12 protein-coding genes and 1 tRNA gene (1 of these 13 running past the window's edge) are annotated in these 12779 nt (G+C 40.7%); 8 read left to right on the top strand and 5 right to left on the bottom strand.

Annotated features, from left to right (window positions below; all coding sequences use genetic code 11):
* Positions 1-26 precede the first annotated feature (26 nt).
* Positions 27-1886, bottom strand: a complete 1860-nt coding sequence (locus L641_RS0111180) for a sodium:proton antiporter (protein ID WP_013466020.1) — start codon at positions 1884-1886, stop codon at positions 27-29.
* 862 nt (positions 1887-2748) lie between these two features.
* Here L641_RS0111180 and proB point away from each other — a divergent pair.
* Both proB and L641_RS0111190 read left to right on the top strand, forming a co-directional pair.
* Positions 2749-3855 carry a glutamate 5-kinase gene (gene proB / locus L641_RS0111185; protein WP_013466019.1) on the top strand — a complete coding sequence of 369 codons (1107 nt, stop codon included), beginning with the start codon at positions 2749-2751 and terminating at the stop codon, positions 3853-3855.
* On the top strand, positions 3852-5099 hold the full coding sequence (locus L641_RS0111190) for a glutamate-5-semialdehyde dehydrogenase (RefSeq protein WP_024601938.1): 1248 nt from the start codon (positions 3852-3854) through the stop codon (positions 5097-5099). Before proB ends, L641_RS0111190 begins: the two co-directional genes overlap by 4 nt.
* Positions 5100-5279: 180 nt before the next feature.
* Here the strand turns inward: L641_RS0111190 and L641_RS0111195 are convergent.
* Positions 5280-5355 (bottom strand) — tRNA-Ala (locus L641_RS0111195).
* Positions 5356-5520: 165 nt separating this feature from the next.
* Here L641_RS0111195 and L641_RS0111200 point away from each other — a divergent pair.
* Together L641_RS0111200 and L641_RS0111205 are read left to right on the top strand one after the other, a co-directional pair.
* Positions 5521-5907 (top strand): hypothetical protein, encoded by a 387-nt coding sequence (locus tag L641_RS0111200; protein WP_024601939.1) that lies wholly within the window; start codon positions 5521-5523, stop codon positions 5905-5907.
* 1 nt (position 5908) lies between these two features.
* The gene (locus L641_RS0111205; protein WP_024601940.1) at positions 5909-6409 is read left to right on the top strand and encodes a prolyl-tRNA synthetase associated domain-containing protein; all 501 of its coding nucleotides are present in this window, start codon (positions 5909-5911) and stop codon (positions 6407-6409) included.
* On the opposite strand, the gene L641_RS0111210 is transcribed toward L641_RS0111205, so the two are convergent.
* Positions 6376-7524, bottom strand: coding sequence for an MFS transporter (locus L641_RS0111210; RefSeq protein ID WP_024601941.1), 1149 nt, complete (start codon positions 7522-7524; stop codon positions 6376-6378). The genes L641_RS0111205 and L641_RS0111210 overlap by 34 nt on opposite strands.
* Positions 7525-7718: 194 nt before the next feature.
* Between L641_RS0111210 and L641_RS0111215 the strand changes: the two genes are divergently transcribed.
* From L641_RS0111215 to L641_RS0111230, 4 genes are all read left to right on the top strand, one after another.
* The gene (locus tag L641_RS0111215) at positions 7719-8258 is read left to right on the top strand and encodes a DUF2058 domain-containing protein (protein ID WP_010391699.1); all 540 of its coding nucleotides are present in this window, start codon (positions 7719-7721) and stop codon (positions 8256-8258) included.
* Between the two features lie 171 nt (positions 8259-8429).
* The gene (locus L641_RS0111220; protein ID WP_010391700.1) at positions 8430-8753 is read left to right on the top strand and encodes a c-type cytochrome; all 324 of its coding nucleotides are present in this window, start codon (positions 8430-8432) and stop codon (positions 8751-8753) included.
* Positions 8754-8887: 134 nt separating this feature from the next.
* Positions 8888-9655 carry a class II aldolase/adducin family protein gene (locus L641_RS0111225; protein WP_013466014.1) on the top strand — a complete coding sequence of 256 codons (768 nt, stop codon included), beginning with the start codon at positions 8888-8890 and terminating at the stop codon, positions 9653-9655.
* 27 nt (positions 9656-9682) lie between these two features.
* Positions 9683-10858 (top strand): mandelate racemase/muconate lactonizing enzyme family protein, encoded by a 1176-nt coding sequence (locus tag L641_RS0111230; RefSeq protein ID WP_010391702.1) that lies wholly within the window; start codon positions 9683-9685, stop codon positions 10856-10858.
* A 51-nt stretch (positions 10859-10909) separates the two neighbouring features.
* On the opposite strand, the gene L641_RS0111235 is transcribed toward L641_RS0111230, so the two are convergent.
* Entirely contained in the window at positions 10910-11290 is a 381-nt protein-coding gene (locus L641_RS0111235) for a hypothetical protein (protein WP_013466013.1), read from the bottom strand.
* A 3-nt stretch (positions 11291-11293) separates the two neighbouring features.
* Positions 11294-12779 carry the 3' portion of a S41 family peptidase gene (locus L641_RS0111240; RefSeq protein WP_024601942.1) on the bottom strand. Its footprint extends 65 nt past the window's final position, so only the last 1486 of its 1551 coding nucleotides appear in the window; the start codon falls outside the window, past its right edge — the gene reads right to left on this strand; its stop codon occupies positions 11294-11296.

A 12779-nucleotide genomic window follows, 5' to 3' on the forward strand; every position in this document is an offset into this window, starting at 1 on the left:
TTTTTAGCACTCTCGCTTTTTAGTTATTACTCGTCTTTTTTATTGTCTTTGGCTTTGTTATTGGCCGGATCTTTTAATAGCGATATTTTAGGCGGTTGCAATGCAACTACTCGTTCACCCTCTTGTGGTGGCTTTTCCATATCACTGGTAAAAGGCCTCATTTTCACTGGTGCGTCTTCATCACTGTCTTTATCCCCTTTGAGAATAAACAGTGGGATCGCTTCAGGATTCATTTCTAAATACTGCTGCCAGCTAAACTCTTCAGATATACGTGTTGCACTCACTTTACCGCCTTTGGCAATAACACTGCTTAAGCGTGCATATGCGCCGTTTTCACCAAACAGAATTTGTCGAGATAAAAACGTCGCACTGTCTTTATTTGCTTTGGCGTGCGAAGAAGAGGAACGTAGTGAAAATACATTTTTTTCATTTAATAAATGAGAGAAGTACTGCACCCCTAATGCGTTGTGGTGGCGATTAGGTGAAAGCGCTAAAACACTGCGAATCGTGGTTAAAGGTAAATAACGTTCAGCATGCTCCGATTGCGGGTTACCGTAATAACAAGGCAGGCCATCCATGCGCGCCATTCTACAGTTCTCCCAAGCAGGATCTGATAGATGAACAGGAATATTTTGCTCTTTTAAGCCACGTGCAATTGCACGCGATACATGGTTTGCACCAATGATTAAAATAGTATTAGGGGATGGTTGACGCACTCCAAGTAGTTTCGCAACAGGGATAGCCGTTAAGCTTTGCAGTACCACAGTAACAATAATAACAGTAAATATGAGTGGCACCATTTTTTCGGCATCGGCCACTCCCGCTTCCATCATACTCAGCGCAAATACTGAACCAACGGCTGCTGCAACAATACCGCGAGGTGCAATCCAAGCAAGTACTAGGCGTGATTTCATCGGTAAGTCTGTACCAAAGGTTGAAATAGCAATACACAATGGGCGCGCAATAAATAGCACAATAGCTAAAAATATAAAGACGTCGCTGTCGAGCATCATTAAATCAGAGAGTTGTAGTCTTGCGGCCAATAAAATAAATAAAGTTGAGATTAAAATCATCGACAAATCTTCTTTAAACTCGAGTACCGAATCTATTTCCAAGTCATCTTGATTAGCTAACCAAATGCCAAACACCGTCACAGCCAGTAAGCCTGACTCATGGCTTATGTGGTTTGAAATAGAAAAGCTAATTAACACTAACGCTAAAATACCAAACTTATGTAGCTCAAATGGCAGCCATTCTCGGCGCATTAGTTGCGTCGTGATCCAACCCGAAACCACACCAATACTTAAACCAACGCCAACGGTTTTAACCAGTGCAACGATAGTGTGGCTAAGTACTTCACCCTGACCAACCAGCATTACGGCTTCAAACACTAACACTGCAAATAAAGCGCCAATGGGGTCTATTACTATGCCTTCCCAGCGTAAAATACGATCGATATCCTGGGTAGGTCGCATCGAGTTAAGTAATGGAGCAATAACGGTTGGCCCCGTAACAACAAGCACTGCGCCAAGTACTGCAGCAACTCGCCAATTTAACTCGAGTAACCAATAGGCGCTAAAACTAATAACAATACAAGTTGTAAGCATACCAATAGAGCAGAGGTTTCTGACGACTTTACTGATCCCTTTAAGTTCTCGAAAATGTAAAGTTAAGGACCCTTCAAATAAAATCACAGCGACACTCAAAGAGACCACAGGAAAAAGTAAATCACCTAATAATGCATCAGGGTCTAATACGCCACTAAATGGCCCTAATAAAAGCCCTGTAAGCAATAAAAACAGAATAGCGGGTACTCTAAACGCCCAAGCGACCCATTGGGCTAACACTGAACACAGTGCAATACCGGCTATATAAATTGCTGACATAGAGTAAAAACTCCTTAATTTTAATAATGTTTAAAAGTATAACGGTTACCAACCAGTAATACAGTGGGTATACACGTGTAAATTAAATTTAGCTAATAAATAATGTTTATTTATTTAGTGTTAACGTCTTTTGTGAGAGTGTTATCAAAGTTATAGTCTCTATAATTACCATTTATAGTAGTCTAACTTTATGATATCTATTGCAAAATGTGCATGCCTTGTCTGTTATCACCTATTTAGCTTTAATTTTAGCCTTGATCTAAGCGGCTATTTTAACGTATTATACTTCGTGTTCGAATAATTAGTTATCTAATAAAGTTTGTTGTTTAAGTAAGTAAACGTGTTAGATATAAACATCTTAACTCTCTTAGTGATTGTTTCAGTGATGTTTTATAATGTTCGAACATAAAATATCATTTACCGAACTCTTTGGTATAGTTTTGCTCAAGGTGTTTATTTGCTTAACGCATATAAATTAAAGTTTGAGTTGAATTATTACCTTTCAATATTTAATCCCCATCGTGGCGGTTAAATCTCGGTCCTTAAGTCATCACCCTATCTGTTGGTGTACCAGACTTAAGAGGCTCTATGTATGTTGTTAATAAAAAAGCCGCACACAGCTTTTTACAGCGATACATAAACAACACTTTATATTTTTTTAGTTAGTACAATCCAATTTTATTGGGTTAATACTATTTATTTTTTGCATCTCAATTTAAAACAATGGTTTTAGAGACGGTGTACGCGTGTGTAAAAAAAGTGTGGGCAATGATAAACAAATTCGACGTTATGTTTTAAACATAGCGACCTGGTTTCATTCATCAGTGTGATGAATACAAATAAAATGGAAAGTTGAGCATTTATGCAAAAGTTAAATTGGCGACGTATCGTACTTAAAGTGGGCAGTGCCTTAATTGCACCCGATCAAGATGGCTGTCGTTCACGCTACTTGTTAACCATCGCACAGTTTATCGTTCACTGTCGCGCACGTGGTATAGAGGTTATTTTAGTGTCATCAGGCTCTGTAGCGGCAGGCTCGCATTTATTTCCATCAGAGAAGCCGCGCTCAGTTGTTATGAAAAAAGCCATGGCAGCAGCAGGGCAAACAGAAATGATGGCCATGTGGGATCGTTTCTTTGATTTTCCTTCGGCGCAGCTACTATTAACTCATGGTGACCTACGTGACCGTGAGCGCTATCAAAGTATTCGTGAAACTGTATTTACCTTGTTAGAACACGGCGTGCTACCTATCATTAATGAAAATGATGCGGTGACAACAGATGATTTAAAAGTGGGTGATAACGATAACTTATCAGCTATGGTGGCAGCTGCCGCTGACGCTGACGCATTAATGATTTTTTCAGATGTAGATGGGCTGTACGACAAAAACCCAAATTTGCATGACGATGCCGTATTATTGCCTGAAATAAAATCAATTGATGATTCTATTTATGCTATGGCAGGATGTGCTACCAGTGCAGTAGGCACCGGTGGTATGAAAACCAAGATTGAAGCGGCAGAAAAAGCCACATCACATGGTATTGCAACGTATATTATTAACGGCTTTAAAGAAGAAACCTTTACTCGTTTATTAGCGGGCGAAAATCCAGGTAGTGTGTTCTTGCCTTATGAAAAACCAATGCAAGACTCTATTCACTGGATGACACATACCGCAAATGAACAAGGTGAAGTGGTTGTCGATGGGTCATTTGATGATTCACTAGAAGGCGAAGACGGCTGTTTACGAGGCGATGAGATCAAGGAAGTACATGGTGAGTTTGCTGTGGGCGATACTATCTTAGTTCGCAGTGAAGATGGTACGCGTTTAGCTAAAGCCACAGCAAATTACAGTAGCTGTTTGTTAAACTTTATTGCAGACAACGAACAGAGTGAATTCAGCGAAAAAATGCAGGATTCAATTGGACCAATTATTTCAGAAAAAGATATCGCATTATTGGAGAAGTCATGAGTTTAATTACGGATATATCACGCCAAGCAGCAAAAGCTGCACATACACTTGCTTTACTCGATACCGAGACTAAAAACAACGTGTTAACCGATATGGCAGCGGCATTAAGAGATCAAAAAGAATTTATAATCAAAGAAAACGAAAGTGACCTAAGCGCTGCGCGTGACAATAATTTAGCAGCGTCAATGATAGACCGTTTAACATTGAATGATGAGCGCATTGAAGCGATGGCTGAAGGTATCGAAGTGATTGTTTCACTTGATGATCCGGTTGGCCAGTTACGTGATATCACTGAACGTCCAAATGGCATTAAAATTCGTAAAATGCGTGTACCACTGGGCGTGGTATGCATGATTTACGAAGCACGACCTAATGTAACGGCTGACGCGGGTGCATTGTGCTTTAAGTCGGGTAATGGTGTTATTTTGCGCGGTGGTAAAGAAGCGCTTAAAAGCTCACAAGCCATTGCTAGTGTAATGCACAGCGTGCTTACTAAACATGGTTTGCCAACGGCGCTAATTTCAGTTATTCCAGATCCTGACCGTGCTTTACTAATGGAATTAATGCAGCAACGCGACAGTATTGATTTAATTATCCCACGGGGCGGTGAAGGGCTTATTAACTATGTAACAGAAAACAGTACAATTCCTGTTATTCAGCACTTTAAAGGCGTGTGTCATTTATACGTAGATAAAGATGCAGACTTAGAAGTGGCACTTAATCTACTACTTAATGGTAAGACTCAGCGTACTGGTGTATGTAATGCACTTGAGGGTTTAGTGGTACACCAAGATGTAGCTGATGAGTTTTTAAATTTGTGTGCAGTTGTACTTCGTCAAGAAGGTGTAAAAATTAATGCTGACGCTAAAGCGGCTGAATATTTTGATAATGCCACTGTGCTTGCAGATAACGAATTTGGTGAAGAATATTTAGATTTAGAAATTGCTATTCGTATAGTGCCAAGCTTTGATGCAGCCGTTGAGCACATTGCTCAATTTGGCTCAAATCATACCGAAGTTATCTGTACTAAAAACGATGCTGCGGCAGAGTTATTCCAACGTAGTGTGGATGCATCGGTTGTTATGGTTAATGCGTCATCACGTTTCTCTGATGGCTCACAACTAGGTTTAGGCGCCGAGATTGGTATTGCAACGACTAAGCTGCATGCTTATGGTCCAATGGGGCTTGAGTCACTAACTACTGAGAAATATTTAGTTAATGGTGTTGGTCAAGTTCGCGAATAACTTACCCAACCTAATAAACGATAAAAATGCCGAGCTTTTGCTCGGCATTTTTGATCTCGATTTAGCAAAATCAAACAACTAAGCAAACATAAAGATTAAAACAGGGCAAAAAATTATTAACAGAGAAATTTATTTAGAATATAAAAATAAGGATATTACTTAAGGGAGAGAGTAGGAAAGTGGTGGAGCTAAGCAGGATCGAACTGCTGACCTCCTGCGTGCAAGGCAGGCGCTCTCCCAGCTGAGCTATAGCCCCACATTCCTAATTTACATACAATGTAAATGCTTAAGTGCTGAGTCTCAAGCGGGGTGAACTTTAAATATTTTTACGATTTTGGTCAAGTATTTTTTCACAAATTTTTCCGTTTTAACTAATTTTTGTTAAACTCGAGCTCAATATTTACTAAAACGACAATACATAATGAAAAAATACGCGTTAGTTTTCATGATTTTCCTTTTTGGTTGTGCCAGTTCAGTAGATGAACCGCCCTACGAAATTAATAATAAACAATTTTATGACACCCTTGATGAGCAAGGTAACAAGCTTTTTGCTTATGTGGTTTCTGTAAAGGCTAAAAGTCGTGAGCAAATTAATGTCAATAAAAAACTAACCCGCAGTGATGTTCAGCGTTTTGCTGAGCAAGAGCATTTTGAAGAGTCGAGTGTTTTAAAATTACAATTAGAAGATCAAGCGGTAGAGTTTCTTAATAAAGAACTAGCACAGCGTAACTATTGTGCAGATAAGCATGAAATAAACGAAGTACTATGGCGTGATTTAAGTGTGCAGCTAAGAGGGCGTTGTTTGTAGTATGTTAGCGGATAAACAAAAACTAGCGGCAGTGTTAGCCCAACTAAATATAGAATATGACGTAATAGAACATCCAGCGCTACATGGCAGTTTAGATGCCGATGAACTGATGGTAAATCGCCCAGGAACACGCTTAAAAAACCTATTTTTGCGAGACAACGAAGGTAAGCGTCATTTTTTAGTGATCACCGCGCATGATAAACAGTTGGATTTAAAGTCACTTGCTAAACAGCAAGGGCTATCGCGCTTAGGCTTCGCCTCTAATGAGCGCTTGGCTAAGTACTTAAAGGTTGCACCTGGTTGCGTGTCAATGCTCAGCTTAATGAACGACAAACAACGAGATGTAACGCTTTGGCTTGACCAAGATATTTGGTTTGGCGATTTATTTCATTGCCACCCGTTTGAAAATACCCAAACATGGTTATTAACTAAGCCTGATTTACTGCGTTTTTTTGACTTTACTGAGCATCAGCCGCGGGTGATGTTTTTGCCATCGCGCTGAGCCCACAAAATAAGCCCTAGTCCACACAAACACACAGCGAGTAATGTTGCCATAAACGCCGTTTGTCCATGAGTTTGATAAACCACCCCAGGTAATAACGAGCCCAGTGCGCCGCCGCTGTAATAAAATGATACATAGCACCCGTTGGTAACGCTTGGCGGTGCGTGACTGATTTTATTAACCAGTGGTGCCGCTGTGGAATGAATTACAAACATAGCGCCACAAAAGAGTGTGAATGCAATTAAAAACAACAACAGTGAATGACTAATTAATAACACAATACTGAGGTTATAAAACACGAATACCGCGGCCAACAATCGCCAGGCTGAAGTCATTTTTTTTAATAGCCAAGGAGTGAAAATAGAAGCCAAAGCACCCACCAAATAGCCACTATAAACAAAGCCAATGTCGCGCGTGTTATTAATTAAAAAGGTATTTTTTAAAATAAAAGGCAAGTAGTTTAATAATGCTGCAAAGCAAAAAAACATACAAAAAATGGCACCATAGAGCTTAAGTGCAGAGCCCTCTTTAAGTTGTTTTATATAATCTAATGGTGATAAAACCTCGGTTGATTTAACGAGATTAAAACGTTTATGGGGAATACTTAACGCTAGAATAATCAGCATGGCTGCTATTAGGTAATAAAAACTCTGCCACGACCAAACATCGCTAAAGAGCGCAGCCAATACACGACCAAAATAACCACCGACAATCGTACTACCTATATATAGCGTCATATTTTTTTGTAATGTATCGGCTTGATAGCTCATACCAATAAAGCTGGTCATGGCAGTCAATGCGGCAGGTAAAGTCAGTCCTTGTAAAAACCTTACCAGTAGAAGTAATTCAAAACTCGGGGCATAAATAAATAAGATACAACCCACACCCAGTAACAACATAGCGAAGCGTAATATCAATAAAGGGTTTCGCTTAGCTAAAAACAGTCCATACACCAAAGGGGCAATAGCTAAAGGCAACATAGTGGCCGTCATTAAGCTGCCTGCAACAGCAGGAGCAACATTAAATTCAGTAGCAAATAAACTTAATAATGGCTGTGGTGCGTATAAAACAAAAAAAATGAAAACTGAACAGATGAGTAGGTGAGGTAAGCGCATTAACTGCCATATACATTGCTTATTAGTTGAGCTGCATTATATACAAAACTGCTAGGGTTTTCATAAATTAACCTTTATTGCGCTAAATCATGCTTTGTTTTCAGTAGTTTGTTAGATTAATACCAATAGCGCTGTTATTTACGCTCGTTGGTGATTAAAATAGCATTAATATTCGTTTTTAGTGGGAACACGCCATGGGGTCACTACAAGAGCAATTGCTCCAAGCTGGTTTAACAACATCACATAAAGCTAAAGTTGCTAAATCAGAAAAGCGCAAGCAACAGAAAAAGCAAAAGAAGGGAGCGACGAGCAACCCGAACGATTTACAAAAGCATATTCAGCAAACTAAGTTGGAGCAGCAGCAAAAAGCTGAAGAGCTCAATAAAGCGCGCCAAGAAGAATTAAAGCAGCGCGAGCAAGTCGCCCGTGTTAAGCAAATTTTAGAGCATCATAATCAAGAGTCAATTCGCGGTGAGCGTACCTTTAACTTCACTTATGAAAATAAAGTGAAAGGGCTTGATGTGAATGAGCAAACGCAAAAGGCGCTCTCGGGCGGGCGTTTAGCTATTTGTGTGTTAGAAGGTCAGTTTTACGTATTAGAAGATGAGCCTGCGCGTAAAGTGGCTGAGGTGGATGAAAAGTATATTGTGTTTCATGTTGAGCCTGAAAATAAAGCCAAAGATGAAGACGATCCGTATGCTGATTTTGAAGTGCCAGACGATCTTATTTGGTAAGCCTATTAAGTATCTGCTCAGTTAAAGCAAGCTAGTATGTGTTTTATGAGGGATACACGTATTTGTTCTGATTGATCGTCAAACCTTACCAAGGACGTATGCTTTTTAAAGATTTATTGACTACAATAATCACAACCGTTTTTTTTAACCGTAAAAAGAAGAGTAAATACAATGAGCAAGATAAAAACACTTTTATTAGGCGCGGGTATTGGTTTAGCCGCAAGTTTTTCATTTTCAGCAGCCGCTGCAGATGGCGCTGCACTTTACACAGCTAAAAATTGTCAAACATGTCATGGTGCAGAAGGTAAAGCACCTATTATGGCGATGTACCCTAAACTAAATGGTCAAAACAAAGAATATTTAGTAGCGCAAATGAAAGACATCAAGTCAGGCGCTCGTAACAACGGTATGTCTATGGCGATGAAAGCGATGGTTGCGACTGTGACTGATGAAGAATTTGAAGCGATTGCCGATTACCTATCAAAAGTACAATAACCGTTAACGCTAATTAAAAAGAGCCACACCTATGTGTGGCTTTTTTATTTGGTGATTGCCATCATGCTAATACTCATTTAGACTTCTAAACATCTACAATCACTAGCGCTATGCTGTGTTTTAAAAGGCTTGTTATGTTTGATTTACCCCAGCTCAATTTAAAAAATAAAGTATCAGAACAAGAGTGGCAACTACGTGTTGATTTAGCCGCATGTTATCGATTAGTTGACCATTTTCGTTGGGGGGATTTAATTTATACGCACCTTTCTGCTCGCCTACCGGGCACGGATCATTATTTAGTGAATGCCTTTGGCTTAACGTTTGATGAGATCACTGCATCTAACTTAGTCAAAGTAGATTTAAATGGCCGCATTATTGACGATACACCCTTTAATATTAACCCTGCAGGGTTCACTATTCACAGTGCCATTCACGAAGTACGTGAGGATGCACATTGCGTTATACACCTGCACACCAAAGAAACGATTGCGGTTGCAACACAAAAAGAAGGGCTGTTACCGCTAAGTCAGTATTCGATGTTTTCATTGCCGTCTCTGTCTTACCATGGCTATGAAGGTTTAGCGGTGAATGACGATGAGCGTAAACGCCTGCAAACAGATTTAGGCACCACCAATCATATGCTATTGGTCAACCACGGCGGTTTAACAGTAGGCCCAACGGTAGGCGATGCGTTTATGCGCTTTTATGACCTTCAGCGTGCCTGTGAAATACAGTTAGCCATTCAATCAAGTGCGCAAGAAGCGGTGGCTGTACCTCAAGCTATTATTGATAACATTTATAACCAAGCGAACGTCGTTCACAGCGGCAGTACAGGGGGCCAGCTAGCATGGCCTGCCATGTTACGAAAAGCGTATCGTCTTGATCCTAGTTTTGCAAAATAACCCACTGAAGGTTAATAAGGAATTTTTATGAAAGTAAATCGCGTTGAAGTCTTTGATATTCATTGCCCTGATCGTCCTGCATGGACGCCGGTATTTGTTCGAATTCATACCGATGAAGGTATTAGCGGTGTTGGTGAAGCAGGTCTTGCGTACGATTTAGGACACAGTGCCGCTGCTGCGATGATCAAAGAAATGGCCGATGCCTTTTTAATTGGACACGACCCGTTTCAAACTGAAAAACTATGGTCGCGTATGTTGCGTGAAAGTTTTTGGGGTCTAGGTGGTGGGCCGGTGGTTTACGCAGCAATGAGTGCGATTGATACGGCGCTTTGGGATATAAAAGGTAAAGCATTGGGTTTACCGGTTTATCAGTTGCTTGGCGGTAAAGTTAACGACAAGCTGCGTACTTATGCATCACAGCTGCAGTTTGACTGGGACAGTGAATTTAAAGCGCTGGTACAGCCACAAGAATATGCAGAAGCGGCACTAAAAGCGGTGGCGGAAGGTTACGATGCGGTGAAAGTCGATCCAATTCAATACGATAAAGACGGTAACACCTATTACGACCGCACAAATATTATTTCTCGCCCAGAGATGAAACTATACCGCGCACGTATGCAGGCTATTCGAGAGGCCGTGGGTGACGAAGTAGATATTATTTTTGAATGTCATAGCTTACCAGGGGCGACATCGGCAATTCAAATTGGTGAAATTGCAGAAGAATTTGACTGTATGTATTTTGAAGAGCCGGTGAATTACTTAAACCATTCATTACATGCAAAAGTGGCTGACAAAGTGGCTGTGCCTATTGCAGGCGGCGAGCGCTTGTATAACCGCTGGGGGGTACGTCCTTATTTAGAAGATCAAAGTATTGATGTACTACAGCCAGATATCGGCTTATGTGGTGGCTTTACCGAAACTAAAAAAGTATGTGATTACGCTGATATTTTTGATGTGCGTATTCAGGCACACGTATGTGGAGGGCCGGTTGCAACGGCGGCATCATTGCACTTAGAAACAGCGATCCCTAACTTTTTAATTCACGAGCATCATACTTACGCGATTAAAAAGTGGAATAGAGAGCTATGCTTACAAGATCCACAACCTAAAAATGGTTTTTTTGAAGTATCAGAAGAACCAGGTCTTGGGATTGAGCTTAACGATGAAATTGTAATGCGCTCACAACGCGTAGAAATAAAATAGTTTACTCTGTTGAGGAATAGCCGGTAAGTGAGTTGTCACTTACCGGCTTTTTTATCGCTGTGGGTTTATTTTACAAAGTACTTGTTTTAGTTCAATGGTTGCTTTGCTATCAAGGTGGCGAACAAAACAGCGCTCTCCCTTAGTCACGAGCTCAAATTGATCTGGCATATTAAGTTGCTTGCCCAAAATAGGGTTGCCCTGAGGATCTTTATGATTAAGTTGCTCAAGGGTAACCGTGCTTGAGGTGACAAAAACATCGTCTGCTAATTGAACCTGCGAGCTATGCAGCAGCTGCGCAATTGCGTCGGCTACTTTAGCGCTATTAGGCTCAATTAGTAACGCATGTTGCAATTTAGGTGTGGGCTCTGAGCTTTGTGCTAAGCACCCACTTAAAAATAGCGAAATTGCAGTTATTGCTAATAAAATCTTCATTGCTTATCTCATGTTATCACTAAGAATAATATTCTGTTTAAGTACAGTCTGAATTCGCGCGTCTTTTACTTCAGGCATATCGGTGGCGATAGTGGGCGCAAAACCGAGAACACTATTTATTGAGCTTGGGGCTGGGCAACTGCCGGTTGCTCTATAACTAAGTGCGGTATTAAGTAAGCCTTCACTTGCATCACCTAAGCGTTTGCTAAAGTCATCGGCAACAGCACAGCCTGCAATAAGTACGGGCTGGCGCGCATTATCAATGGTATTTTGCGGTGCAAAGCCATCTGAATATTCACCAAAACCTTTGTTATTTTCGCCAGTAAATTGAATGGTAAAATAAGTAGTGTCGCAGTTATCGGTTGGGTAAAAGCCATACGGTTTACCACAGGTGCCAGCCCCTATCTGAATGATTTCAACATCGGCTCCGCGCAGCCCGTTAATTATAGCCTCACTGGCTGAGCAGGTACTGCTGGTGGTGAGTACAAATACCCGATCTAAATTTAACGTTGGTAATGGGGTGCCTGCAGCTATTGCAGGGTTATTTTCAAACCCGACAAAACGATTTGTAAAGGGCATGGGGGTCAGTGTTTGCCCTGTGATAGGGTTGGTATTGGGGTATTTATCGTTAAAAATAGTGCGTTCAAATATTTTGCCTTGGGTATTGCTACCTGCCACCATATAGCCTACTTGGCTGGCCATTTGTAACAAACCACCGCCGTTATAGCGCACATCAATGACTAAATCTTTAATGCTGCTGGCAGCGAGTTGGTTAAAGGCGTTGTAAAGCTGCGTTTCGGCTATCGCGTTGTGGCTATTAAATTGAAAGTAACCCACATCGCCGTTTGCTAAATCAGTACGTACGTTCATTACTGGTTGCGACTCGATATTTTGAGATGTGAGCGTAACAATGCGATTTTCATTAGTGCTGATATCCCTAAATACAAATTCGGTAACTTTACCTGTTTGTTCTGGGAATAAACCTGCGTTAATAATAGCTACCTCGCTTGATGAGGTCGTGTTAATAAAATCAACACCATCAACTTCTAAAAGCTCAAAGCCCCTAATAATATTTTGATTACTAGCAGGGGTATTTGGCTCGGTATAGCTAACAATTGCTTGGCGCGGCGCACTACCAGCGATTATTTTTATATTAAAGCCATAACCAAAGCTTAGGCCTGATTGATTTTGTCTTTGCCACTCATCGGTTGGCAAACTAAAGTGAAAGTTATCTTTTTTCGCACCCGACTCAGTCAGTTGCTCCGTTTTTAAAGTATTAAAGTAATCAATGACGCCTGACGTTAATGCCGGATTAGTATCAATAATTTCGTCGTACCATAAGTAGGTTTCGTTACTCCAAGAGCGTAGCCAGTTTTTTTCATTAATTGCTTGGCATTGACCTTTAAATTGCCCTGAGCTAGCAAATACACCAGAAGTCCAGCCGCTATTGTCTGTTGTTGGGTTGGTCGCATTGTCGCTACCTCCACCG

Source organism: Pseudoalteromonas sp. TB41 (genome assembly GCF_000497975.1).
Taxonomy (GTDB): domain Bacteria; phylum Pseudomonadota; class Gammaproteobacteria; order Enterobacterales; family Alteromonadaceae; genus Pseudoalteromonas; species Pseudoalteromonas tetraodonis.